Annotated in this window: 24 protein-coding genes, 1 tRNA gene and 1 riboswitch; of the genes, 9 read left to right on the top strand and 16 right to left on the bottom strand. The window is 64.6% G+C overall.

What is annotated here, in order from left to right:
• Nucleotides 1-54 precede the first annotated feature (54 nt).
• On the bottom strand, nt 55-1,113 hold the full coding sequence (locus AC0L20_RS24245; protein ID WP_473292970.1) for a LacI family DNA-binding transcriptional regulator: 1,059 nt from the start codon (nt 1,111-1,113) through the stop codon (nt 55-57).
• Nucleotides 1,114-1,225: 112 nt separating this feature from the next.
• Here AC0L20_RS24245 and AC0L20_RS24240 point away from each other — a divergent pair, with 112 nt between their 5' ends.
• Nucleotides 1,226-1,753, top strand: coding sequence for a DUF1003 domain-containing protein (locus AC0L20_RS24240; protein WP_473255897.1), 528 nt, complete (start codon nt 1,226-1,228; stop codon nt 1,751-1,753).
• Nucleotide 1,754: 1 nt separating this feature from the next.
• Here the strand turns inward: AC0L20_RS24240 and AC0L20_RS24235 are convergent, their stop codons facing one another.
• The 4 genes from AC0L20_RS24235 to AC0L20_RS24220 all read right to left on the bottom strand — a co-directional run bounded on the left by AC0L20_RS24235 (nt 1,755) and on the right by AC0L20_RS24220 (nt 4,338).
• Nucleotides 1,755-2,222 (bottom strand): GNAT family N-acetyltransferase, encoded by a 468-nt coding sequence (locus AC0L20_RS24235; RefSeq protein WP_473292966.1) that lies wholly within the window; start codon nt 2,220-2,222, stop codon nt 1,755-1,757.
• A gap of 10 nt (nt 2,223-2,232) precedes the next feature.
• Nucleotides 2,233-2,814 (bottom strand): helix-turn-helix domain-containing protein, encoded by a 582-nt coding sequence (locus AC0L20_RS24230; protein WP_473292963.1) that lies wholly within the window; start codon nt 2,812-2,814, stop codon nt 2,233-2,235.
• A gap of 190 nt (nt 2,815-3,004) precedes the next feature.
• Nucleotides 3,005-4,120 (bottom strand): hypothetical protein, encoded by a 1,116-nt coding sequence (locus AC0L20_RS24225; protein ID WP_473292960.1) that lies wholly within the window; start codon nt 4,118-4,120, stop codon nt 3,005-3,007.
• Between the two features lie 144 nt (nt 4,121-4,264).
• Nucleotides 4,265-4,338, bottom strand: a tRNA-Gly gene (locus tag AC0L20_RS24220).
• A gap of 171 nt (nt 4,339-4,509) precedes the next feature.
• Here AC0L20_RS24220 and AC0L20_RS24215 point away from each other — a divergent pair.
• The 5 genes from AC0L20_RS24215 to AC0L20_RS24195 all read left to right on the top strand — a co-directional run bounded on the left by AC0L20_RS24215 (nt 4,510) and on the right by AC0L20_RS24195 (nt 7,502).
• Entirely contained in the window at nt 4,510-5,088 is a 579-nt protein-coding gene (locus AC0L20_RS24215) for a methylated-DNA--[protein]-cysteine S-methyltransferase (RefSeq protein ID WP_473292956.1), read from the top strand.
• Nucleotides 5,089-5,097: 9 nt separating this feature from the next.
• Nucleotides 5,098-5,937 carry an AraC family transcriptional regulator gene (locus tag AC0L20_RS24210; protein WP_473292953.1) on the top strand — a complete coding sequence of 280 codons (840 nt, stop codon included), beginning with the start codon at nt 5,098-5,100 and terminating at the stop codon, nt 5,935-5,937.
• A gap of 57 nt (nt 5,938-5,994) precedes the next feature.
• Nucleotides 5,995-6,354, top strand: coding sequence for a VOC family protein (locus AC0L20_RS24205; protein WP_473292948.1), 360 nt, complete (start codon nt 5,995-5,997; stop codon nt 6,352-6,354).
• A gap of 136 nt (nt 6,355-6,490) precedes the next feature.
• Nucleotides 6,491-6,892 (top strand): SRPBCC family protein, encoded by a 402-nt coding sequence (locus AC0L20_RS24200; RefSeq protein ID WP_473292944.1) that lies wholly within the window; start codon nt 6,491-6,493, stop codon nt 6,890-6,892.
• Between the two features lie 100 nt (nt 6,893-6,992).
• The gene (locus AC0L20_RS24195) at nt 6,993-7,502 is read left to right on the top strand and encodes a hypothetical protein (RefSeq protein WP_473292940.1); all 510 of its coding nucleotides are present in this window, start codon (nt 6,993-6,995) and stop codon (nt 7,500-7,502) included.
• Here AC0L20_RS24195 and AC0L20_RS24190 read toward each other — a convergent pair.
• From AC0L20_RS24190 to AC0L20_RS24175, 4 genes are all read right to left on the bottom strand, one after another.
• Complete coding sequence (locus AC0L20_RS24190) at nt 7,499-8,944, bottom strand: MATE family efflux transporter (RefSeq protein ID WP_473292937.1); 1,446 nt, start codon at nt 8,942-8,944, stop codon at nt 7,499-7,501. The two genes, AC0L20_RS24195 and AC0L20_RS24190, sit on opposite strands and share 4 nt — an antisense overlap.
• A gap of 167 nt (nt 8,945-9,111) precedes the next feature.
• Nucleotides 9,112-10,164, bottom strand: coding sequence for a hypothetical protein (locus AC0L20_RS24185; protein WP_473292931.1), 1,053 nt, complete (start codon nt 10,162-10,164; stop codon nt 9,112-9,114).
• A 139-nt stretch (nt 10,165-10,303) separates the two neighbouring features.
• The gene (locus AC0L20_RS24180; RefSeq protein WP_473292925.1) at nt 10,304-10,714 is read right to left on the bottom strand and encodes a PAS domain-containing protein; all 411 of its coding nucleotides are present in this window, start codon (nt 10,712-10,714) and stop codon (nt 10,304-10,306) included.
• A gap of 105 nt (nt 10,715-10,819) precedes the next feature.
• Nucleotides 10,820-11,956, bottom strand: coding sequence for a 2'-deoxycytidine 5'-triphosphate deaminase (locus tag AC0L20_RS24175; protein ID WP_473292921.1), 1,137 nt, complete (start codon nt 11,954-11,956; stop codon nt 10,820-10,822).
• An 80-nt stretch (nt 11,957-12,036) separates the two neighbouring features.
• A riboswitch (SAM riboswitch) is annotated at nt 12,037-12,116 on the top strand.
• A gap of 70 nt (nt 12,117-12,186) precedes the next feature.
• Between AC0L20_RS24175 and AC0L20_RS24170 the strand changes: the two genes are divergently transcribed.
• Complete coding sequence (locus AC0L20_RS24170) at nt 12,187-13,383, top strand: O-succinylhomoserine sulfhydrylase (RefSeq protein WP_473292918.1); 1,197 nt, start codon at nt 12,187-12,189, stop codon at nt 13,381-13,383.
• 123 nt (nt 13,384-13,506) lie between these two features.
• Here AC0L20_RS24170 and AC0L20_RS24165 read toward each other — a convergent pair whose 3' ends face one another.
• The 3 genes from AC0L20_RS24165 to AC0L20_RS24155 are packed head-to-tail and all read right to left on the bottom strand — an operon-like array spanning nt 13,507 to nt 16,574.
• Entirely contained in the window at nt 13,507-14,499 is a 993-nt protein-coding gene (locus AC0L20_RS24165) for an SGNH/GDSL hydrolase family protein (protein ID WP_456767230.1), read from the bottom strand.
• Between the two features lie 12 nt (nt 14,500-14,511).
• On the bottom strand, nt 14,512-15,309 hold the full coding sequence (locus AC0L20_RS24160; RefSeq protein ID WP_473292913.1) for an SGNH/GDSL hydrolase family protein: 798 nt from the start codon (nt 15,307-15,309) through the stop codon (nt 14,512-14,514).
• A complete protein-coding gene (locus AC0L20_RS24155; RefSeq protein ID WP_085349686.1) occupies nt 15,309-16,574 on the bottom strand; it encodes an OpgC domain-containing protein in 1,266 nt (421 codons plus the stop codon). Before AC0L20_RS24155 ends, AC0L20_RS24160 begins: the two co-directional genes overlap by 1 nt.
• Before the next feature lie 205 nt (nt 16,575-16,779).
• Here AC0L20_RS24155 and apaG point away from each other — a divergent pair, with 205 nt between their 5' ends.
• A complete protein-coding gene (gene apaG / locus AC0L20_RS24150; RefSeq protein WP_027514422.1) occupies nt 16,780-17,172 on the top strand; it encodes a Co2+/Mg2+ efflux protein ApaG in 393 nt (130 codons plus the stop codon).
• Nucleotides 17,173-17,221: 49 nt separating this feature from the next.
• Here apaG and AC0L20_RS24145 read toward each other — a convergent pair whose 3' ends face one another.
• The 3 genes from AC0L20_RS24145 to AC0L20_RS24135 all read right to left on the bottom strand — a co-directional run bounded on the left by AC0L20_RS24145 (nt 17,222) and on the right by AC0L20_RS24135 (nt 20,588).
• Nucleotides 17,222-18,229: an Hsp33 family molecular chaperone gene (locus AC0L20_RS24145; RefSeq protein WP_473292910.1), complete on the bottom strand. Its 1,008-nt coding sequence runs from the start codon at nt 18,227-18,229 to the stop codon at nt 17,222-17,224.
• 221 nt (nt 18,230-18,450) lie between these two features.
• A complete protein-coding gene (gene argF, locus AC0L20_RS24140; protein ID WP_473292908.1) occupies nt 18,451-19,386 on the bottom strand; it encodes an ornithine carbamoyltransferase in 936 nt (311 codons plus the stop codon).
• The gene (locus tag AC0L20_RS24135; RefSeq protein ID WP_473292906.1) at nt 19,386-20,588 is read right to left on the bottom strand and encodes an acetylornithine transaminase; all 1,203 of its coding nucleotides are present in this window, start codon (nt 20,586-20,588) and stop codon (nt 19,386-19,388) included. The genes argF and AC0L20_RS24135 overlap by 1 nt, the downstream gene beginning before the upstream one ends.
• A 455-nt stretch (nt 20,589-21,043) precedes the next feature.
• Here AC0L20_RS24135 and AC0L20_RS24130 point away from each other — a divergent pair, with 455 nt between their 5' ends.
• Complete coding sequence (locus AC0L20_RS24130) at nt 21,044-21,556, top strand: GcrA family cell cycle regulator (RefSeq protein ID WP_007597869.1); 513 nt, start codon at nt 21,044-21,046, stop codon at nt 21,554-21,556.
• A gap of 209 nt (nt 21,557-21,765) precedes the next feature.
• On the opposite strand, the gene phoB is transcribed toward AC0L20_RS24130, so the two are convergent.
• Nucleotides 21,766-22,473 carry a phosphate regulon transcriptional regulator PhoB gene (gene phoB / locus AC0L20_RS24125; protein WP_007597871.1) on the bottom strand — a complete coding sequence of 236 codons (708 nt, stop codon included), beginning with the start codon at nt 22,471-22,473 and terminating at the stop codon, nt 21,766-21,768.
• Nucleotides 22,474-22,495: the final 22 nt, after the last annotated feature.

The following is a 22,495-nucleotide window of genomic DNA, read 5'->3' as shown; positions in this document are numbered from 1 at the left end:
CGCGAACTCAAAGTCGCCTTATCCGCAATGGGTCGTTTTGAATTCCACCTGCCGCTAAGGCAGATTGTCCCGCATCACGATGTCGATCCTGATCTTCTCCTGTTCGCGCAAGATCGGCTCGCCACGGGCGAGCGCGAGCAGCACGCGCACGGCGGCGCGCGCTTCGTGTCCGGGGTTCTGCGAGATCGCGGCATGCATCACGCCCTGCAGCAGCAACCGGCGCGTCAGCGCGGTGAGGTCGTGTCCGACGAACACCACCTGCTTGTCGCGACCGGCATCGCTCGACGCCTTTTCATTCAACGCGTTGGCGACGCCTTGCGTGCCGGCGCCGACATTATAAAGACCCACAATGTCGGCGTGCCTGCCCAACAGCCGCGCCAACAATTGTTCCGAACGCGCGTCCTCGTCGCGTCCTTCGAGCACCGGCAGCACGCTGAGGCCGGGGAATTCAGAGGCCATCACCTGGTTGAAGCCAAAAATGCGCTCGGCATGGTCGCGCAGGCCCTGCGAGCCCGCGACGATCGCGACCTTGCCGGACTTTTGGCCGACCAGCCGCCCGACCAGCGCGCCGGCGGTGCGCCCCGCGGCAATGTTGTCGATGCCGACATAATGGTGCCGGCGCGACGACGGCACGTCCGAGACCAGCGTCACGACCTTGGCGCCGGCATCGACGAGATCGTCGATGGCGGCGCGGACGCCGGGATGATCCAGCGCCACCACGGCGATGCCGTCGTAATCATCCGAGAGCCCTTCCAGGGATGCCGCGAGCACGGACGGATCGAATACGTCGGTCGCGACCGTCTCGACGCCAAGGCGGCGGGACGACAACCAGCCCGACATCTCGCCGAGATAGTCTTGGATCTGCTGCATGAACGGGTTCGGTCCCGATGGCATGACGAAGGCGAAACGGCGGGCGCGGCCGCGGGCGAGCTCGGCGGCGGCCACATGCGGCTGGAACGAATTGCGCTCGATCGCCTCTTTGACGCGCCGGACCGTATCCGGCCGCACGCCCGGACGATTGTGCAGGACGCGGTCCACCGTCGCGAGGCTGACGCCGGCCTGGCGGGCGATGTCCTTCAGCGTCAGCGCGGTCTTGGTGAGCGTCTCGGCCATGGTTGAAGGCTAGCAGAGGTGTTTTGAGGTACGCAACTCATTTTGAGGGGCGACAGGCATTTTCCGGCAGCTGAGTCCAGGAACAGCCGCTTCCGTCCGCCGTTGCTGCCCCGTGCGTAACGATATCACCCATGATCCCGGCGAGGGATTGAGCCCGACGCTCGAGCGCAACATCCAGGCCCTGGTCGAGCGCCGCCGCCGCGAGCAGCGCGGTGCCAGGGGTCAGGAAAAACTTGCCGATGCGATCACGGCGTTCACCGGCAGCATGGCGTTCGTCTATCTCCATGTCGCGGTGTTCGGCTTCTGGATCATCGCCAATCTGCATTGGCTGCCGGGAATCCCGGCCTGGGACGAGAGCTTCGTGGTGCTGGCGATGATTGCTTCGGTCGAGGCGATCTTCCTGTCGACCTTCGTGCTGATCTCGCAGAACCGCATGAGTGCAGCAGCGGACAAGCGCGCCGATCTCGATCTCCAGATCAGCCTTCTCGCCGAGCACGAATTGACCAAGGTTGCTCGCCTCCTCACGCAGATCGCCGAGCGGCTCGACGTCCAGCCCGATTCGAAGCGCGATCTGGAGGAGGCAAGCCGCGACATCGCCCCCGAGCGCGTGCTCGACAGGATCGAGGAGACGCGCTCCTGAGCTATCGGCTCGCCGACAGATCCAGGGTCAGGAACAGGCTGTTGGGATCGTCGACATAGCCTTGGAACGGGCCGCAGAGGACAAAGCCATGCGCCCGGTAGAGCGCGTGCGCCGGCTTGAAATAATCCCACGAGCCGGTCTCGAGGCTGAGCCGCGCCATGCCGCGCGCGCGGGCTGCCGTGATGATGTGGCGCAGCATCTCACCGCCAAAGCCGCGCCGCCGCGTGGTCTGGAGCGTATGCATCGACTTCACCTCGCCCTGCTCGGCTGACAGCGATTTCAGCGCACCGGTGGCGACCAGCGTGTCGCCGTCCCAGCCAGTCCAGAACGCGATGCCAGGCGCCCGCAGCCCGGAGAGATCGAGTGCATGGGCGCTGCCCGGCGCGGTCTGCGCCCGCGCCGCCGTGACGTGATGGTCGAGCAGCGCGACGACGCGCGGGTCAAAGGTGTCGCCGGTGCGGATCTGCATCGTCAGGGCCTCACATCTTGCCGTAGGACGCGCCGCGGCGCGTGATGATGACGTAGCGCGCGTCCTGTCCGGTCTCGTTCTCGAAGATCACCGCGCGCATCACGTCGAAATCGAGACAGTCGCCTTCGCGCAGGCGAACCGCCTTGGCGTCGATGTGCACCGCGATCGCGCCCTCCAGCATCAGCAGCTGCTGGGTGAAGGCGTTGCGCCCCCAGGGGCTGTACGGCACCCGCGCGCCCGCCGGCAAATCGACGACGATGATCTCGATGCCGCTCGCCGCGTCCGTCGGCGAAGCGTGGCGGCGGCGATAGCCGCTATCGGGATCGCGCCAGTGCGGCTGGTCGGCGAGCCGCACCAACCGCTCCGGCGGCTTTTCGGCCAGCGCGACGACGTCGCTGAGCGACACGTCGAGCGCGGCGCAGAGCTTGTTGAGCAGCGCAGCCGTCGCACTGCTCTGCGCCCGCTCCACCCGCCCGATCATCGCCCGGCTGACGCTGGAGCGCGTTGCGAGTTCGTTCAACGTCATGCCGGCCTGCGTCCGCAGCGTCTTCAAGCGACGACCGATCGCGCGATCGAGCTTTTGCTGGTCCATTGTCTTCATCCGAAGCGCTGCCCGGCAACCGGACCGCTTCCGCAGGGCGGAAGCAGCTTCGCTGGGGGAACGGTGAATGCTGGAATCGAAGGGATAATATACTAGAACTTTCGTCAGCAATGCACTCGACCACGCCGGCAGCCAAGTCCCATACGGCGGGTAAGTGGCCATAAGTTAGCGGAGGTGATCTCTAGCTGTCGGATCGAGAGACTGGCGCACTAGACGTTGAGGCGTCGTAGAGGAAGCGAGTGGCCGGGTCCCCTGCAATTTGGCTCAGCGCGTACTCGAAGCCTTGAAGGGGAACATTTGCGGCGGTTGCGGCTAGAGGTAGCACAGCCTCAGCCTTGGCCTTTGTGCCTGCAACATTACTAACTAGGTCGTCAGCCAAGACCTTCATCTCAAACGCCCCACGCAGCCCGAGGGGTCTCAGCGGGGGCAGCTTATCTGTGAGATAAACCCACGCCAATGCTTGGCTAACAATGTCAACGACGAAGTCAAACCCCAAATTCGCCCGTACCGAAAGCTGTATAGGATCGCACCAGGCCAATTGCGGAATCGTAGTAATGTCCGCGTCTTCAATTCGATCTGCAATCGATCGATCCACTCCCGATAGAGCTGTAACTTGATCAGGCGCGGTATCAGCGCCTAGCCCGAGCCCAAGCTTGTCGTTGGCCAGCCGCCGTAAGATTGTCCCGATTGTGCTGATTGGAAAAACACCCATCGCAAAGGCTATGAACGGAACAAGCCCCTTTTGCAGCAACGAGCCGAAAGCATAGCCTACCGGGACAGCCACCGCCAATCTGAGCGCATTTCGAAGGATGTCCGCTCTTGCAAGGTTTCGCTGCTGCACGCGGCTGAACAAATCCCACGTCACAAAGGTATAGGCCCCTGCAATTGCAGCGGTGGCACCACCGAGCTCTTCGCCATCCCACACTAAAGCTACGAGTTTCATACCTAGATAGAAATTCTGCAGTGCAGCGATGACAACAAGAATTATGATCGGAGCAACAAATCGTCTTCGCCCGTACCAGCGCTGATAGAGTTCATCGAACTCGATATCTACAGCTGACTTGGTGTCTATGACCGTATCAACCGTGGCGACCTCAGGCGCTCGATTCCAAAAGATGGCGAGATATGTGCGCTTAGCTTGAGTGTCCAAGCTATTGTTTACCTCCTCCTGCTTTCGCCTCCACTCGTGAACGACGAAATGATTGAGGGGTTGAAGAAGAAGCGCCGTCAATAAGATGTCGATAAGAAGCGGAATTACGACATCATGTGAAGGTATGAGCTGCCCGAATAAGATCATTTTGAAGCCTCTCAGCCCCTGAAATCAATAAAAACGCGCGGGCAAAATTCTGCTTTGCAAAACAAGCGGCGATAACAATCTGAGGCTTTATATCAAAAATACGCTACCGATGGTAGGGATAAGTGCGTTCGACCATTATGCGCTTGGAGCGGGCGAAGGGAATCGAACCCTCGTATGCAGCTTGGGAAGCTGCCGTTCTACCATTGAACTACGCCCGCGGATGCGCAGCCTGCGCCCGCTCTGATTAGCCGAGACGGCGCATCTCGCCAAGCGCTTTGGCGCAGCACGCCCGCCCCTTCTTAAGTTTCCGCCAAGATTTTGGGTGCGCCCGATTGTGGCGGTGTTATGATTATCTGTCTGGGGAGACGTGCACTGAGTGGGGCGTGTGCATGGTGGGGCGTGGCTACGCGATATTCGACACGACCATAGGGTGCTGCGGCATCATCTGGAGCAGCACCGGCATCGTCGCCGTGCAATTGCCGGGGGCGCGGGAGATCGACACCCGCCGCCGGATCTTCCAGGTCCATCCCGAGGCGCGCGAGCAGCGGCCGTCCGCGAACGCCGAGTTCGCGATCGAGGGCATCGTGGGCTTGCTGCAAGGCAGCGATGCTGATTTTTCCGAGGTCAGCCTGGACGCGAGCGGGGTGCCCGGTTTCAACCGGCGGGTCTATGAAGCCGCCTGCGCCATCCCGCGCGGGGAGACGCGGACCTATCACGAGATCGCCAAGGCGCTGGGCGCCTCCGGCGCCGCGCATTCGGTGGCACAGGCGATCGCGAGAAATCCCTACATGCTGATCGTTCCCTGCCACCGGGTGCTGGAGGCCGGCAATTACACCGACCGGCTCTCGCCCTATGGCGGGGTGATCTCCAAGCGGCGGCTGCTGTCGCTCGAGGGCGCCCATCCGATCGCCAGCAAGACGCTGTTCGACGTCCTGCTGCCCGTTGCCCCGCCCCGAGCGCCCACCTAGATAGGCGGGATGGATGCAACCACGCTGCTGACCACGCCCTCGATGACCGTCTCCGAGTTTCGCTGCGACGCGGGACCGGACGACAGCCCGTTTGCGGAGTGCCGCACCGGCCATTCCATTGCCTATGTCCGCGCGGGCAGCTTTGGCTGTCATTGCCGCGCCGGCTTCTTCGATCTGGTCGCGGGCTCGATGCTGGTCGGCGCGCCGGGCGAGGAGTACACCTGCACGCATGAGCATGTCGCCGGCGACGTCTGCCTGTCCTTTTTCCTCAGCGAGGATCTGGTCGAGGCGCTCGGCGGCCGGCAAGACGTCTGGCAGGTCGGCGCGACGCCACCGCTGCCCGAGCTGATGGTGCTGGGCGAACTCGCCCAGACGGCGGCAGATGGCAACAGCGACCTCGGTCTCGACGAGGTCGGGCAGATCCTCGCCGGCCGCTTCGTCGATGTCGTCTCGGGCAAGGCGCGCAAGCCAACGACACCGACCGCACGCGACCGCCGCCGCGCGGTGAAAGCCGCGCTGTGGATCGACGCCAATTCGCATGCCGAGCTCGACCTCGAACAGGCGGCGCGGCAGGCTGGCCTCAGCCCGTTCCATTTCCTGCGGCTGTTCTCCGCCGTGCTCGGCGTCACCCCGCATCAATATCTGGTGCGCTCGCGGCTGCGGCATGCAGCGCGGCTGCTGACCGACGACGACATCGCAGTCACCGACATCGCCTATGACGTCGGCTTCGGCGACCTCTCCAACTTCGTCCGCACCTTCCACCGGGCCGCCGGCGTATCGCCGACCAAGTTCCGTCAGGCCTCGAAGGGAGAGCGCAAGATTCTCCAAGAGCAGCTTGCCCTCAACTGACTAGGTTCGTCTCCGGGCGCGCGCCGATTGCGGCGCGCTTTGGCAATGGAGACGACCATGTACGACCATATCGGATTGCGCGTTGCCGACCTCGACGCCGCCACGCGCTTCTACACCGCGGTGCTGGCGCCGCTCGGCTATGTCCTGTGCTCGAGCGGCGATGGTTATGCCGGCTTCGGGCCGAAGGGCGAGCCGGCGCTGTGGCTGCACCTGAACAAGGGGCGCAAGGCCGACGGCGCGCATATCGCGTTTCGCGCTGGGGATCATGATTCGGTCAAGGCGTTCCATAGCGAGGGCTTGAAGAGCGGCGGCCGCGACAATGGCGGCGCCGGCCCGCGCAAGGATTACGGCCCGACTTACTATGCGGCGTTCTTGATCGATCCCGATGGCAACAATGTCGAGGCGGTTTGTGTGTGAGTACGCTCCGTCATTGCGAGGAGCCCTTGCGACGAAGCAATCCAGACTCCAACCGCGGAAACATCTCTGGATTGCTTCGCTGCGCTCGCAATGACGGAGTCCTCGACCAAAATCTAACGCAATCAAGGACACCGTCATGGCCTCCATCCACAACGACATTCCCCTCCCCGCCCCGGCGCACGACGTCTGGGATGCGGTGCGCGATTTCGGCGCGCTGCATCGGCGGCTGGCGCCGGGCTTCGTCACGGCCTGCACGCTCGATGGCGATGCGCGCGTCGTCACCTTCGCCAATGGCTCGGTGGCGCGCGAGGTGCTGGTCGATTGCGACGATGCGCGCCAGCGGCTGGTCTACGCGATCAACAACGAGCGCCTGAAGCATTACAGCGCCTCGGTGCGGGTGATCGCCGAGGGTGAGGCGAGATGCCGCCTGGTCTGGATCATCGACATGCTGCCGAACGAGCTCGCGCCCTATGTGCAGGGACAGACCAAGGACGCCGTCGCCGCCATACACCGAGCGTTTCCGGCCGCGGCTGCGTGACCTTTCTCACGGAGTTCAGCCCTCGTCCGCACTAACGATGGCGGCGTGCGTCCGGTTGGCTCCGCTCTCCCGGCGGCGCCCCGCACGCGAGGAGCAGGCCATGAGAGGTGCGGACAAGGTGATCTGCCAGGCGGCCGCCGTGCTGCTGATGTTTTCGATTTCGAGCGGACCGGCAAAGGCGCAGTTCCTCGGCGGCGGAGGTGCCGGCGGCGAAGACATGATGACCCAGATGGCGCCGATGCTGGAGATGATGAAGGCCAAGATGGGCAAGCGCCGCTTCGGCATGATGATGCAGACCATGGGCCCGATGATGAGCCGCATGATGGAGAATGGCGGTGGTGGTCTTGGCGGCATGATGGGCGGCGGCGGAATTGGCGGCCTCGGCGGCGGCAATCTCGGCGGCGGTTTCGGTGCGCCCAATTACGGCGGCTACGCGCCGATGGCCGGAGGCGGCACCATGCCGACCGGCATGGGCGGCATTGGCGGCGGCGATATCATGGGCATGCTCGGCGGTGCCGGTGGCGGCGACATGATGGCGATGATTCCGCAACTGATGCGGCTCGCCAATGTCGGCGGCAGTGGCGGCCATCGCCGCCACAGGCATCGCTAGTCCGCAGCTGCCGACAGAGCGGGCCTGATCGCAGGTTTGGCTTGGCGCGGTCCCCAGCGCGTCAGCACCACGCTGGAGCACGAGAGCAGGCCAAGCACGACCATCGAGCTCGCCGCCAGCCAGAAGAAGTTTTGCGCGGTGGCATCATGCGTCGACAGCCACCAGCCGACCGCCGAGATGTAGATCAGCCGCGCGGTCTGCGCCAGCACCGGTCCGATCACCTTCGCAGCGCCCTGCGACGAGAAATACATCGTCGAGGCGAGGCCGATGAAGGCGTAGAACGGCGCCACCGTCGACAGATATTGATGGCTGGTGGCGCGCACGATCGCGCTGTCGGTGAAGATGTTGACCCAGAGATCGGGGAAGATCGCAACCAGACACGCCGGTGCACCGACGGCAACGAAGGCGCTCGCCGCCGCGATCCAGGCGATGCGCCGCGCGCGGGCGATGCGGCCGGCACCGACCGCCATGCCGATCATCGGCACCGAGGCGATGCCGAACGAGAACGCGATCGAGGTCAGCAGGAATTCCAGCCGCGCACCGATGCCGTAGCCGGCGAGGATCGCGGTGCCGAATTTCGCAAGCATGTGGGTGAAAATCGAGATCGTCAGCACTGATTGCAGCGGCGAGAAGCAGGCGATGGCGCCCACTTTGAGGATGTCGAAAAACATCGCCCATTGAATGCGAAGTCCGCGCAGCTTCGGCGTCACGCGGGCGCGGCCGGAGAACAGGTACCAGCCCATCACGCCGATGTTCATGCAATAGGCGATCAGCGCGCCGGCGGCGACGCCGCGCATGCCGAATTGCGGCACCGGACCGAGGCCGAGGCCGAGCGTGCCGCCGAGCACGATCTGCCAGGCCGCAGAATTGAGGATCAACAGCGACGGCAGCTTCATGTTGCCGGTGCCGCGCAGGACGCCGGCCATGGTGTTGAGCAGCCAGGGCAGCACGGCGCCGCCGAAAAACACCTGGGTGTACGCGATCGCATGCGTCAGCACGTCGCCGCGGCCGCCGAGCATCTCAAGCACCTTGGGTCCGAAGATCAGCATGCCCAGCATGAAGACGAGGCCGAAGCTGATGCCGATCAGCAGCGCATGCGCGGCAAGCGTCCCGGCACGCTCGCGATCGCCGGCGCCGAGCGCGCGCGCGATCGCGGAGGCCACCGCGCCGCCCATCGCACCGCCCGACATGGTCATGGTCAGGATCACTGTCGGAAACACCAGCGCCATCGCGGCCAGCGCTTCCACGCCGAGCCGTCCGATATAGGAGGTCTCCGCAATCACGGTGCAGGTGCCGGCCGAGAGCGCGACCACGTTGGGCCAGGCGAGCCCGAGCAGCGTGCGCAGGATCGGCCCGTCCATCAGCACGCTCCTCACGGGGCGTGGAGGCGGCGGCAGCGGACGCTCCTGTTCATCGACCGGGATTTCGGCGATGTCTGACATGTCCTCTCCCGGGCGCGAGCACCAGTTGCGGCGCGGCAATGACTGGATGTGCCAATGAATTTGTTCGCGCAAAAGGCGCGAGGTTCAGCTTGTTAGCACGGCAATTGCCGATTCCTCCTGCGCCTGATGCAGGCGTGCCCTGCGGCAGCGCATTCCGGTCGGTAACGTCAGTCGATCGTCCAGACCAGCGGAGGCCGGCCACCCGCGGCCGGGCGCATGTGCACGCCGATATGCCGGCCACAGCCCGCCGCAAGCCCTTCGAACAACCCTGCCAGCACTTTGGCGCACGCAGGATGGTCATCGGCGACGCCGTCCATCAATTTCCAGCTCTGCTGACGGATTTCGAACGTGCCTTCGGATCGCGTCGTCTCAGCCACATCGTCCTGCGCGACAAACATCGCGTTGAGGAAGGTCGCGAATTCGCTCGCACCGCCGCGGCCCATCGACAGCGCGGCGGCGACCTCATCGAAATATTGCATCCCGATCAGCTTGCCGGTGAGGTGCAGGAGATAGCCGGCATCCTCCGGACCGAACAGTTGCACCATCACGGGCGCGGCGGTTCGCACATATTCCATGGCGTAGTTGCGATAGGCTTTTTCCAGTCGCGGTCTTGGCCAGCTTGCGACCGGCAAGGCCGGAGCCGCGGCTGCATCGAACAGCGGCGCTTCGAGATGCCGCGCGAACACGAGGCGCTGGTCGAGCTCGAGGGGCTGGTCATATTGGTAATAGTAGCCTTCGAGCCCATCCTGGCCGTCGACGCTCTGCTTGGTGCAGACGAACCCCAATCTGGTATCGCCGAGCGCCACGCCGTTGTTGGCGTGCCAGCCGCGCAGCATCGCGCGCGAGACTTCGCCGGGCACGCCGCAGATCGCAGTGCCTTTCCAGATCCAGCGCGGCGGCGGATAGCGGATCCAGGCTTTGCGGTCGCTCTCATACATGTATTCGACGTGCACGCCGCCGATCCAGTTCGAGAGGTAGTGATATTGCGCGGCGGCGACTGCCGGCGGCAGATGGCTCAGCCCGAGCTTCTCGAGCCCCGGCAGGAAGCGCTCCTGCTGCTGGCGGCGGAACACGCGAAAGACGAACTCGGCGGCATCCGCCGTGCCGCGACGCGTGACCACGGTGAGGATCAGACCGGTGAAATAGGCGTGATAGAGATCGGCAACCGCGCGCCAGCGTTTCCATTGAGCTTCCTGCGCGGGGTCAGATGCGGCGGTCATGTTCGCTCCCGATCGTTGTTTTGATCGAGTGTGTCACTGCAGCCGGCCACGGACAAGCTGAGCCGCGCGCAGGGCGCCCTGCACGCCGGCTCGCCAATTCCGCATCACGAAGTTTGCGCAGGCTTAGTTTTGCGCAGGCTTAGTTTTGCGAAGCCTTGGCGGCCCGCTCGCGCTCGACGCGCTCGGTGACGTCGCGCGCCATCGCCACCGATCCCTGCACCACTCCAGCGGCATCCCGCACCAGGGCAAAGGTCATCTCGATGTAGAGCTTGCGTCCGTCCTTGTGCAGCGCGCGGGTCAGTGTCGGCTTGCCCGCAAGCTTCATCGCGCCGCTGGCAAGCGCGGCCTCGAAACCCTTCCAGTGCGCGGCGCGCAGATGTTCGGGAATGATCAGGTCGAGATTCTGGCCCAGCGCTTCGTCCGCGGAGAAGCCGAACAGTGCGAACGATGCGCGATTCCAGCGCATGATGGTGCCGGAGCGATCCGAATAGATCAGCGCATCGGCGACGTCGTCGAGGATGTTTGCGTCGAGTTGGGATGGATTGGTCATGTCAGCACCTGGTGGCCCGGATGGAGCACAGCGTAAGCCGGGATCGTGCCACAAGTGAGACTTTCCCGGGTGACGCTTGCGCTCCATCCGGGCGACGGATGATCGCTACACCCGGAAATGCTTGCTCAGCTTCAGCCCCTGGGCCTGATAGTTCGAGCCGATGCGCTGGCCGTACATGGCGTCGGGGCGGGCCAGCATCTTCTCGTAGACGAGGCGGCCGACGATCTGACCGTGCTCGAGGATGAACGGCACCTCGCGCGAGCGCACTTCGAGCACGGCGCGCGACCCCAGCCCGCCGGCGCCGGCATAGCCGAAGCCGGGATCGAAGAATCCGGCGTAGTGCACGCGGAACTCGCCGACCAGCGGATCGAACGGTACCATCTCCGCGGCGTAATCGGGCGGCACCTGCACCGCCTCTTTCGACGCGAGGATATAGAACTCGCCGGGATCGAGGATCAGGCTGCCGTCGGGACGGGCCGAGATCGGCTCCCAGAACTCCTCGACGGAATAGCCGGCGCGGCGATCGACGTCGATGACGCCGGTGTGGCGCTTGGCGCGGTAGCCGACGAAGCCGCCGCTCTTTTCGCCGGAGAGATCAACAGAGAGGGCGACGCCGCCGGTGAGATCGGCATCGTCGACATCGACGAGACGCTCGGTCGCGTGCAGCGCCTCGAGGTCGTCGATGTTGAGGATGGCATCGCCGGTGCGGAAGCGCACCTGGCTCAGGCGTGAGCCCTCGCTGACCAGCACCGGGAACGTCTTCGGGCTGATCTCGGCATAGAGCGGGCCGTGATAGCCGGCACCGATCATGTCGAAGCGGCGGGTGCCGTCGGCGATCACGCGGGTGAAGACGTCGAGCCGGCCGGTCGAGCTCTTGGGGTTGGCGGCCGCGACGATCTCCGGCGGCAGCGCGAGGCTTTCGAGCAACGGCACGATGTAGACGCAGTTGGTCTCCAGCACCGCGCCGTCGGCGAGGCTGAACTCGTGCAGCTTCAACTCGTCGATGCGCTCGGCGACGGTGGCGCCGGGACCGGGCAGGAAGCTGGCGCGAACGCGATAGGCGATGTCGCCGAGGCGCAAATCGAGGCTCGCCGGCTGGATCTGGCTTTCGACGAAATCGTAAGCGGGCAGGATGAGACCGCCCTCCGCCATCGCCGCGATCATGCGGTCGGGCAGGATACCATTGGCGTCGGCGGCGACCGTGAACGTCAACCCGGGGTCCTCATCAGGGATCAAACACATCCCGACATGCGGGAAATATGAGCGTTTTACGGCTATCCGATGGACGTCTTGACGGAAAGGGCATTGCGGAATATGAGCATGACTTATCCCGTGGTGATTTGAGCCGGCCGGCTTGCAGCCACGTTAAATAAGTCGCTAAACAGGCCGGGGACCTCTGTGATCCCGGCCCGTGGAGATATTCCAGGCCGGTTTTTTTGTGACCATTTTCGATGGTCACTTCAGGAGGTCCTATGTCGAAGTCCCCGGCGCCAACCGCCCACTACCGTCCCGAAACTCGCCTGGTTCATTCCGGCACCTTACGCTCGCAATATGGCGAGACGTCGGAGTCGCTGTTCCTGACCCAGGGCTACGTCTACAACAGCGCCGAGGAGTGCGAGGCGCGGTTCAAGGGCGAGGACCCCGGCTTCATCTATTCACGCTACTCCAATCCGACCATCGCGATGTTCGAGCGCCGCATGATCGAGCTCGAGGGTGCTGAGGCGGCACGTTCGGCGGCGACCGGCATGGCCGCGGTGACGACCGCGATCCTGGCGCCGCTGAAGGCCGGCGATCACGTCGTGGCCTCGCGCGCGCTGTTCGGCTCGTGTCTCTACGTCGTGCAGGATTTGCTGCCGCGCTACGGCATCGAGACCACGCTGGTCGACGGCCTCGATCTCGACCAGTGGCAGCGCGCCATGAAGCCGAACACCAAGACGCTCTTCCTGGAGAGCCCGACCAACCCGACGCTCGACGTGCTCGACATTCCCGGCATCGCCGAGATCGCGCACAGCGGCGGAGCGCGACTCGTCGTCGACAACGTGTTCGCCACCCCGATCTGGCAGAGCCCGCTCGCGCTCGGCGCCGACGTCGTGGTCTATTCCGCGACCAAGCATATCGACGGCCAGGGCCGCTGTCTCGGCGGCATCATCCTGTCCTCGGAAGCGTTCATCGCCGAGCACATCCACAATTTCATGCGCCAGACCGGCCCGTCGATCTCGCCGTTCAACGCCTGGGTCCTGCTCAAGGGCATGGAGACGCTCGCCGTGCGCGTGCGCGCGCAGACCGAGACGGCCGCGCGCATTGCGGACGTTCTGGCGAGCCATCCGAAGATTTCGCGGCTGGTATTTCCCGGCCGCGCCGATCATCCGCAGGCGGCATTGGTGAAGAAGCAGATGCGCGGCGGCTCGACGCTGGTCGGCCTCGAGGTCAAGGGCGGCAAGCAGGCGGCGTTCCGTGTGCTCAACGAGCTCAAGCTTGCCAAGATCTCGAACAATCTCGGCGACGCCAAGAGCCTCGTCACGCATCCGGCCACCACGACGCATCAGCGTTTGAAGCCGGAGGACCGCGCCGCGCTGGGCATCAGCGAGGGCTTCATCCGCTTCTCGGCGGGGCTCGAGCACGCGGACGATCTGATCGAGGATCTGACCGCGGCGCTGGAGAAGGCGTAGCCAGGCATTCGACATCGTAGGGTGGGCAAAGCGAAGCGTGCCCACCATTCACGATGGCGGTGCCGATAGATGGTGGGCACGGCGCGCGAAGAGCGCGCCTTTGCCCACCCTACGCACCGATGCTCACATCGGCCGGTACGTCCGCACGTCCGCGGGCACGTTCACGCCGAGCTTGATCTGGCCGACGGAGCGGATGATGTCGTCGCCGAGGAGCTGGGCGAAGCAGGCATAGCCCCAATCGTTCATGTGCAGGCCGTCGGCGATCACGAAACTCTCGACCGGAAGCGATTGCTTCTCGTGCCAGTCGCGCATCACCTCGAAGCGCGGGAAGATGCCGACGTGACGGAGCTCGGCGACCTTGCCGAGCAGCTTCACCATCTTGCCGGCGCTCTCGGCGCGCTGGTTGACGGCGGGCGAATATTGCGGATCGACCAGCACGACGTCGGTGCCGCCGGCAGCCTGGATGCGGCTGATGCCATCCTCGACCAGCTTGGCGGTATCGCCGGGATCGAGATTGCGCAGCACCGCATTGGTGCCGACCTGCCAGATCACCAGATCCGGATGCACGTCGATCACCTCTTTCTGGAGGCGCTTCATCATCTCGGGCGCGTCCTCGCCGCCGACGCCGGCATTGACGACGGTGATGTCGGCGGTCGGATAGTGCCGGTGCAGCTGCGCGGCAAGGCGATTGGGATAGTTGAACTCCGGCGAGCTCGCGCCGAATCCCGCGGTCGAGGATGAGCCGAATGCGACGATGACGACGGGCTGGCCGGCGACGAGCTTGCCCGCGACATGCGGCAGCGAGCCCATTGCCTTCGCGCCGCCCTTCGGCGACAGGCAGGGCACGCGGCTGAAGACGTCGCCGGCGGACTTCGCGACCTGCTTCACCTTGTCGATGGCGCGCGCCGTGATGCCGCGCTGCTCGGGGGACGTCGCTGCGACGGCGGTCTGGGACGGTGAAGCGGGCGCCGGATTAGCCGACTGCTGCGGGGCCGGCGTTGCCTGCGCGGCCTGCGTCTGCGCGTGCGACTGCGAGGCCGGACTCAGCAACAGCAGCAGCGCTGCTGCGGGCACAGCCAGCCATGCCGTCAGGCAAAAAGGGCGGAGAGAACTCATTAACGCTAGACCTCAATTTTGCTGCTGGGCCGGCTCCAGATGGGCAGCGTCGATCACAAACTGTGCCAACGCCCGGCCAAGGCAATCATGGACTTGTTTCGCCAGCTCAGGCCCGCGCGACGGGCTGAACAGGTCGAACTGCCCCTGGTCATTCCACTGCCGCATGATCGCGAAACGATCGAACAGCGGAATATCGTGCTCCTGCGCCACCACCCGCATATTGTCGAGGTATGGCGGCACCGAGATCATGGTTTCGGTACGCGGACTGTACTGCAAATTCATCAAGACGACGTCAGCCCCTGCCTTTTGCAACGCAACAACCCCTTCGGTCACCGCGCCACGAAAATCGTCGGGATCAATGGCTCGGATAGCATCCACGGTCCCGGTCTGCCAGATGACCAAAGTAGGCGCTTTTGCTTCCATCAGCTTAACGAAGCTGGCGGCCGCCTCCTCGGCCGTTTTCTTGCTCTGTATTTCTACGGAGACGTGCACAGTCTCGGACGGCGGCAGCTTGTCCTTCAGGATGGCCTGCATCCGCGCCGGATAAGAGGCGTCCTCGGAGGCCGGAATCGTGGTCGAGCGGCTGCCGATGACCAGGATTTCGAGCGGTTTGCCGGCCTTGATGGCATCGGCGACCTTGGGAAGCTGGCTTTCGCTGGTGAGCAGATAGGACGGCACTTCGCAGGCTGCGGGCGCGGCCGAAGCAGCAGGCGCCGCCGAAGCAGCAGGCGCAGCATCGTCCGCGCGCGCCGGAGGCGCGGCGAGACCACCGCACAGCAGGATCAGGCTCAGGAAAACCTTCGCCTTCATCAGCCCCCTCCCGCCATATCGGCGCTGCCGACGGCGCTTTTGGTTTTCGAACCGCTCTTGTCAGCCACCCGCTTGTACCACGAAATCAGCCAGGCCATGGCCCACATGATCAGGATTCCGGAGAGACTAATTAGCGCATGCATGACCGGGCCGCCCGAGACTTCGGCCAGGATGAAATGGCCGGCAAAGGCGAGGAAGACGCCGAGACAGAATATCTCCAGGGAATGCGAGCCGCACAGGATCAGCGGCCGCAGCCAGGGCGATTTCAGGCCCGGCCAGTCCCGGGGCAGGACGCGCACGGTGAGCGCGGCCAGCGCCAGGAAATGCGTGAAGCGCAGCACGTCAAGGTCGGCCTTGTCGATCGGATACATCCACTGCTCGAGCCGCTTCGGCATGAAGTGGGAGAGCTGCGGCACATACCAGGTCAGCGTCACGTAGAATGCCGCAACCAGATAAGCGATCGCGATCCACATCGTCACCCGCGAAGCCAGAATGTGCGACATCCGTCGCGCACCCCCGAGCGCGCACCATGCCCCGAACACGAACAGCAATTGCCAGGCGAAGGGATTGAAGGCCCAGAAGCCGTTGGGATAGGCCGACAGGTAGAGATCGTATTCCCAGGTCACCGCGTAGAGCGCGACCGAGAGGCCGAGCGTCACGTCGGGGCGCCATTTCATCAGCCACAGGATCAAGGGCAGCGCCAGCATCAGCACGATGTAGAGCGGCAACACGTCCATGTTGACGGGACGGAAGCGCAGCAGCAGCGCCTGCACGATCGTGACGTCGGGCTGCTTCAGGAAATCCATGATGCCCATCTCTTCGGTGTAGAGCGGGTTCTCGAACCTGGTCGCGACGTAGGAGATCTCGGCAAGGAAGATCGTGAACAGGAAGACGTGGGCGACATAGATCTGCCAGACGCGCCGCAGGATGCGCGCGGTGGCGACGACGATGCCGGATTCCAGCATCGCCCGACCGTAGACGAAGGCGGCGGTATAGCCGGAGATGAAGATGAAGATCTCGGTGGCGTCGCTGAAGCCGTAATTGCGGATCGTGAACCAGGTCAGAAGGCTCGGCGGCAAATGGTCGATGAAGATCAGCCACAGCGCGAGGCCGCGGAACAGGTCGAGCCGGAGCTCGCGCTCGCCGATGGCGGGCAGCGAAATGGCCGGCGCGGCCGCGCGCCGCTTCGCCCCCGCGGACTTGACCTCCACAGGTTTGGCGGTTCCCGCGATCGTCGATCCCGTCACTTGGTCGGCAATGGTCATCGGGGGCCTAAAAACCCTTCCGCAAATCGCGACGTGGCAAGGAGTGTACCGGTCCGGCCGTCATCTCGCAAAGCGACCGGATCACATGCAAGTACGTTTGGACCTACACTTGGACGTGTACTTCCCTGCGAATTCTGGCGGGACGATGTCGCCAGGACCGCCTCCGGCGTTTGGTTCCCGGGCGGTTTTCGGTATGATGGCAATCATGTACCGCGCCGTGACCCGCCAGATCGAAGTGACCGTCGAGCCGAACTTTGTTCCGGAACAGTCGTCGGCCGACCGCTCCCGTTATTTCTGGGCCTACACCATCGTCATCACCAATTCCGGCGACGAGACCGTGCAGCTCAAGACGCGGCACTGGATCATCACCGACGCCACCGGCCGGCAGCAGGAGGTGAAGGGCGAGGGCGTCGTCGGCGAGCAGCCGACGCTCGCCCCCGGCGAACGCTTCGAATACACCTCCGGCGTACCGCTCACGACCGCCTCGGGCTTCATGACCGGCCGCTACCAGATGGTCAGCGCAACCGGCGAACGCTTCGAGATCGACGTGCCGACGTTCTCGCTGGACAGCCCGGATAACAAGAGGGTGTTGAATTAGCGCTGGAAATGGTGGGCACGCTTCGCTTTGCCCACCCTCCGGCACCGCGCTACGCGTCTTCCACGCCCGCCTCATCCGGTGTGAACTCGTACACCGAGCTGCAGAACTCGCAGGTCACGACGATCTTGTCGTCCTTGACCATCGCGGCACGGTCGTCGGACGAAAAGCTCTTCAGCATCGATGCGACCGCATCGCGCGAGCAGGAGCATTGCGCCTTCAAGGGCAGCGGATTGAACACGCGCACGCCGCGCTCATGAAAGAGACGGTAGAGCAGCCGCTCACCGGACAGCTCGGGATCGATCAGCTCGACATCTTCGACGGTCTCGATCAGCGAGCGCGCCTCGACCCAGGCATCGTCTTCGGCGACGGCATGCACCTCGACGCCTTCGGGCGCATCGCCGGGATGCAGATCGGGCTGCCGCGCGCGCTCGGGCGCCTTCGGCAGGAACTGCATCAGCATGCCGCCGGCACGCCAGCGATGCTTGCCGCCGTCGTTCGACCGCCACTCCTCGCCCACGGCGAGGCGCACACGGGTCGGGATCTGCTCGGAGCGCAGGAAATATTCGTGAGCGGCGTCTTCGAGACTGCCGCCGTCGAGCGCGACCAAGCCTTGGTAGCGGCTCATGTCGGGGCCCTGGTCGATGGTCATGGCGAGATGACCGTGGCCCAGCAGCGCGCCGGAATCTTTTGCATCGCCGAGGCGCGCGGCGTCGTAGCGCGCATAGGCGCGCAGACGATCCGGCGCCTGGTAGTCCACGACCAGGAACGACACCGGACCGTCGGTCTGGGCCTGGAGGATGAAGCGGCCCTCGAACTTCAGCGCTGAGCCGAGCAGCGTGGTCAGCACGATGGCCTCGCCGAGCAGCTTGCCGACCGGCGCCGGATAATCGTGCTTGGTCAGGATCTCGTCGAGCGCCGGACCAAGCCGCACCAGCCGACCGCGCACGTCGAGCGCGTCGACCTCGTAGGGCAGCACGGCGTCATCGATCGGAACCGCGGATGGCGCGCGAACCGGGCCCTCGGGCCCGGTTTTCATGTCAGGGGATTGGGAAACCATGGCGCTTTATCTGGGGTCGGAAGGCGGAATTGGAAGGGGGTGAGGGCTGTGGTCCGGAGGCGGTTGTGGGATTGCAGAACGATACCGCAACATAGGTGTCGTCCCGGCGCAGGCCGGGACCCATAACCGCAGGCTTAGTTTGGCGAAGACCTCGGCCTCGGCCCGCCTGCCACAAGAGAGATTCCGCGGTATGGGTCCCGGCCTGCGCCGGGACGACAAGATTACTTCACCGCGTCGAAGCACCAGGCCAGAATGCCCTTCTGCGCGTGCAGGCGGTTTTCGGCCTCGTCGAACACGACGGATTGCGGACCGTCGATCACCTCGTCGGTGACCTCCTCGCCGCGATGGGCGGGCAGACAGTGCATGAACAGCGCATCGGGCTTGGCCAGCGACATCAGCTGGGCATTGACCTGATAGGGCTTGAGCACGTTGTGGCGATGCTCGCCTTCCTTGTCGCCCATCGACACCCAGGTGTCGGTCACGACACAATCGGCGCCCTTCACGGCGGCTTCAGCATCGGTGCCGAGCATGATCGGCGCGCCGGTCGCCTTGATGAAGTCGCGCATCGCTTTTTTCGGCGCGAGCTCCGGAGGCGTCGCGACATTGAGCTGGAACTTGAAGCGCTCGGCGGCGTGCGCCCAGGACGCCAGCACGTTGTTGTCGTCGCCGGTCCAGGCCACGGTCTTGCCCTCGATCGGGCCGCGATGTTCCTCGTAAGTCATGAGGTCGGCCATCACCTGGCAGGGATGCGAGCGCCGCGTCAGGCCGTTGATGACGGGCACGGTGGCGTTTGCCGCAAGCTCCAGCAGGGCATCGTGATTGAGGATGCGGATCATGATGGCGTCGACATAGCGCGACAGCACGCGCGCGGTGTCGGCGATGGTCTCGCCGCGGCCGAGCTGCATCTCGGCGCCGGTGAGCATGATGGGCTCGCCGCCGAGCTGGCGCATGGCGACATCGAACGACACCCGCGTCCGCGTCGAGGGGCGCTCGAAGATCATCGCCAGCGTCTTGCCTTCGAGCGGCCTGACCGGCTGATGCGCCTTCTGCTTCGCCTTCATCGCGGTGGACGCGGCCAGCATGCGCTTGAGCTCCGACAGCGGCAGCTCGTTGATGTCGAGGAAGTGCTTCGGTGCTTTATCGGGCGACTTGCTCATCAGCTTGCCGCCCGCTTGTTGCCGGACAACGCCGTGCAGGCGCGCTCGAGCCGCCCGACGCTGTCCTCGATCTCGGCTTCGGTGACGATCAAAGGCGGCAGGAAACGCACGACATTGTCGCCGGCGCCGACGGTGAGCAGCTTTTCGGCACGCAAGGCGGCAACGAGATCGCCGGAAGGCACCACGGCCTTGATGCCGATCAGGAGGCCCTCGCCGCGCACTTCGCTGACGACATCGCCATGACGGTCGATCACGGAGGCGAGCTTCTGCTTGAGCAGCAGCGACATCCTCTGCACGTGGTCGAAGAAGCCGGGCTTGAGCATCACGTCGAGCACGGCATTCGCAGCCGCGATCGCGAGCGGATTGCCGCCGAAGGTCGAGCCGTGCGAGCCCGGCGTCATGCCGGACGCCGCTTCCGCGGTCGCAAGGCAGGCGCCGATCGGGAAGCCGCCACCGAGCGCCTTGGCCAGCGACATCACGTCGGGTTCGACGCCCAGGCGGCGGTATGCGAACAGATCGCCGGTGCGGCCCATGCCGGTCTGCACCTCGTCGAAGGCGAGCAACAGACCCTTCTCGTCGCAGAGCTGACGCAACGCCCTCAGGAAGGCGGGCGTTGCCGAACGCACACCGCCCTCGCCCTGGATCGGCTCGATCAGGATGCCGGCGGTCTGCGGACCGATCGCCTTTTTCACCGCATCGAGATCGCCATGAGCAACCTGGTCGAAGCCCTCCATCGGGGGTCCGAAACCTTCGAGATATTTTGCCGAACCCGTCGCAGCCAGCGTCGCCAGCGTGCGGCCATGGAAGGCGCCTTCGAAGGTGATCATGCGATAGCGGTCGGGATGGCCCTTCGCGGCGTGATAACGGCGCACGACCTTGATCACGCATTCCAGCGCTTCGGCGCCGGAATTGCAGAAGAACACGAAGTCCGCGAAACTTTCATTGCACAGGCGCGCGGCGAGCTTTTCGCCGTCCGGGCTCTGGAACAGGTTCGACATGTGCCAGAGCTTCGTGGCCTGCTCCTGCAACGCCGCGACCAGTGCCGGATGGGCATGGCCGAGCGCATTCACCGCCACCCCGGAGGTGAAATCGAGATAGCGCTCGCCATTGGTCGCGATCAGCCAGCAGCCTTCGCCACGCTCGAAACCGAGGTCGGACCTGGCGAAAACGGGGAGCAAATGCGGCGCTGCGCTGTTAGTCATGACGGTCACTTGAATGTTGCGGACGGTGTGTGCGTGCATTGCGCAACGCACCATCGACCGGCCCGGAAAACGAAACGTGCCGCCTCTTGAGGGCGGCACGTGCGACTATCTTAGGCCTGGTGAAACGGGTGTCAATGCCGCCCGGAAAGCCTCGCGAAACGCTGAATCCGTAGTCTTGCGGTGCCGATTTTGCGGGATTTAGCCACGGAACATGTGGAAGCGAGTCGGCGGACTCTTGCGCGGGAGTCACGCCATATTGTAGCGTTTGGATTGTCAGATACGACATCTCGTGCAGTGGTTCTGATCTTTAAGTCCTTATGTACCGGCGTAAACGTTCGGGCGTTCAAGACGCGCCCGGCGAGCCTTAAGGGATTCTGACGGCACGGGTTTTTGAAGGCTTAGGCATTCGCTGCGAGGCCCCAGGATGGCTGGCGCGCAGCGAGGGAAAGGGTGCAATGACGGTTTTGACCTGGTCCGATGATCGCGTCGAGCAGCTGAAAAAGCTCTGGGAGGCCGGACTTTCGGCCAGCCAGATCGCGGCGGAGCTCGGCAATGTGACCCGCAATGCCGTGATCGGCAAAGTGCACAGGCTCGGCCTTTCGGGCCGCGCCAAGAGCCCATCGTCGGCAGCGCCCCGGCCGCGCAAGGCGCGCCCCGCGCAGCACATGATGCGGGTGAGCCGCCCGATCTCGCGCGGCAACACCGCGCTGGCGCAGGCCTTCGAGGTCGAGGCTGAGCCGGATCCGGTCACCTACGACAACGTGGTGCCGATGAGCCAGCGGCTGTCGCTGCTGGAATTGAACGAGGCGACCTGCCATTGGCCGGTCGGCGATCCCTCGAGCCCGGACTTCTTCTTCTGCGGTGGACGGGCGTTGTCCGGCCTGCCCTACTGCGCCCAGCACTCGCGCGTTGCGTACCAGCCGGCGTCGGATCGGCGCCGCGCACCGGTGAAGCCGGGTCCGCGGTAAGCTAGCGCACGATCAGTCATCACGCGCGGCGCCTCAACAAATGCAGTGTCGTCCCGGCGAAGGCCGGGACCCATACTCCGAGCACTTAGTTGTTGTGCGAAAGGGTAACTCCGAGTCTTCGCCAAACCGCGCCCTGTGGTTATGGGTCCCGGCCTTCGCCGGGACGACATCGGACATGTCACGGCAGTTAGTAACCTAACCGCAGAAACCTACACCTGCTCCGCCTTCGCAAACCGATCATCCAGCGCGTAACCGGCGCCGCGGACGGTGCGGATCGGGTCCTGCTCGCGGCCGAGATTGAGCAACTTACGCAGGCGGCCGATATGCACGTCGACGGTACGCTCGTCGATATAGATGTCGCGGCCCCAGACGCTGTCGAGCAGCTGCTCGCGCGAGAACACCCGTCCCGGGTGCTCCAGGAAGAACTCCAGCAGGCGATATTCGGTCGGACCGAGATCGATCGGCCGGCCCGAGCGCGCCACGCGGCGCTTGTCGCGGTCGAGCTCGATGTCGCCAAAAGCAAGGACGGTGGCGAGCCGCTCGGGGCTTGCGCGCCGCAGCAGGCCTTTCACGCGCGCCAGCAGCTCCGGCACCGAGAACGGCTTGACGATGTAATCGTCGGCGCCGGTCGCAAGACCCCGCACCCGCTCGCTCTCCTCGCCGCGCGCGGTGAGCATGATGATCGGGAGCTGCTTGGTCTCGGGACGGGTGCGAAGCCGCCGGCACAATTCGATGCCTGACAGGCCCGGCAGCATCCAGTCGAGCACGATCAGATCGGGGATGTGCTCCTTGAGGCGGGTATCGGCGTCGTCGCCGCGCATCACCGTCTCGACGTCATAGCCGTCGCCTTCGAGGTTGTAGCGGAGAAGCTCGGTCAGGGCTTCCTCGTCCTCAACCACCATAATGCGTGCGCCCATCGGGTCGTCGCTCCTTAAGTCT

This window comes from Bradyrhizobium sp. Kon58 (genome assembly GCF_055807455.1).
This window is presented reverse-complemented; position numbering and strand designations above follow the sequence as displayed.

Excerpts from the sequence above, each read along its gene's own strand:
- AC0L20_RS24160 (WP_473292913.1), bottom strand. The coding sequence starts at position 15,309 with ATGAAGGCGAAGGTTTTCCTGAGCCTGATCCTGCTGTGCGGTGGTCTC.
- AC0L20_RS24155 (WP_085349686.1), bottom strand. The coding sequence starts at position 16,574 with ATGACCATTGCCGACCAAGTGACGGGATCGACGATCGCGGGAACCGCC.
- AC0L20_RS24235 (WP_473292966.1), bottom strand. The coding sequence starts at position 2,222 with ATGCAGATCCGCACCGGCGACACCTTTGACCCGCGCGTCGTCGCGCTG.
- apaG (WP_027514422.1), top strand. The coding sequence starts at position 16,780 with ATGTACCGCGCCGTGACCCGCCAGATCGAAGTGACCGTCGAGCCGAAC.
- AC0L20_RS24135 (WP_473292906.1), bottom strand. The coding sequence starts at position 20,588 with ATGACTAACAGCGCAGCGCCGCATTTGCTCCCCGTTTTCGCCAGGTCC.
- AC0L20_RS24230 (WP_473292963.1), bottom strand. The coding sequence starts at position 2,814 with ATGGACCAGCAAAAGCTCGATCGCGCGATCGGTCGTCGCTTGAAGACG.
- AC0L20_RS24245 (WP_473292970.1), bottom strand. The coding sequence starts at position 1,113 with ATGGCCGAGACGCTCACCAAGACCGCGCTGACGCTGAAGGACATCGCC.
- AC0L20_RS24205 (WP_473292948.1), top strand. The coding sequence starts at position 5,995 with ATGTACGACCATATCGGATTGCGCGTTGCCGACCTCGACGCCGCCACG.
- AC0L20_RS24130 (WP_007597869.1), top strand. The coding sequence starts at position 21,044 with ATGACGGTTTTGACCTGGTCCGATGATCGCGTCGAGCAGCTGAAAAAG.
- AC0L20_RS24195 (WP_473292940.1), top strand. The coding sequence starts at position 6,993 with ATGAGAGGTGCGGACAAGGTGATCTGCCAGGCGGCCGCCGTGCTGCTG.
- AC0L20_RS24225 (WP_473292960.1), bottom strand. The coding sequence starts at position 4,120 with ATGATCTTATTCGGGCAGCTCATACCTTCACATGATGTCGTAATTCCG.
- AC0L20_RS24165 (WP_456767230.1), bottom strand. The coding sequence starts at position 14,499 with ATGAGTTCTCTCCGCCCTTTTTGCCTGACGGCATGGCTGGCTGTGCCC.
- AC0L20_RS24210 (WP_473292953.1), top strand. The coding sequence starts at position 5,098 with ATGGATGCAACCACGCTGCTGACCACGCCCTCGATGACCGTCTCCGAG.
- AC0L20_RS24175 (WP_473292921.1), bottom strand. The coding sequence starts at position 11,956 with ATGTGTTTGATCCCTGATGAGGACCCCGGGTTGACGTTCACGGTCGCC.
- AC0L20_RS24200 (WP_473292944.1), top strand. The coding sequence starts at position 6,491 with ATGGCCTCCATCCACAACGACATTCCCCTCCCCGCCCCGGCGCACGAC.
- AC0L20_RS24190 (WP_473292937.1), bottom strand. The coding sequence starts at position 8,944 with ATGTCAGACATCGCCGAAATCCCGGTCGATGAACAGGAGCGTCCGCTG.
- AC0L20_RS24185 (WP_473292931.1), bottom strand. The coding sequence starts at position 10,164 with ATGACCGCCGCATCTGACCCCGCGCAGGAAGCTCAATGGAAACGCTGG.
- AC0L20_RS24170 (WP_473292918.1), top strand. The coding sequence starts at position 12,187 with ATGTCGAAGTCCCCGGCGCCAACCGCCCACTACCGTCCCGAAACTCGC.
- AC0L20_RS24180 (WP_473292925.1), bottom strand. The coding sequence starts at position 10,714 with ATGACCAATCCATCCCAACTCGACGCAAACATCCTCGACGACGTCGCC.
- AC0L20_RS24145 (WP_473292910.1), bottom strand. The coding sequence starts at position 18,229 with ATGGTTTCCCAATCCCCTGACATGAAAACCGGGCCCGAGGGCCCGGTT.
- phoB (WP_007597871.1), bottom strand. The coding sequence starts at position 22,473 with ATGGGCGCACGCATTATGGTGGTTGAGGACGAGGAAGCCCTGACCGAG.
- AC0L20_RS24215 (WP_473292956.1), top strand. The coding sequence starts at position 4,510 with ATGGTGGGGCGTGGCTACGCGATATTCGACACGACCATAGGGTGCTGC.
- argF (WP_473292908.1), bottom strand. The coding sequence starts at position 19,386 with ATGAGCAAGTCGCCCGATAAAGCACCGAAGCACTTCCTCGACATCAAC.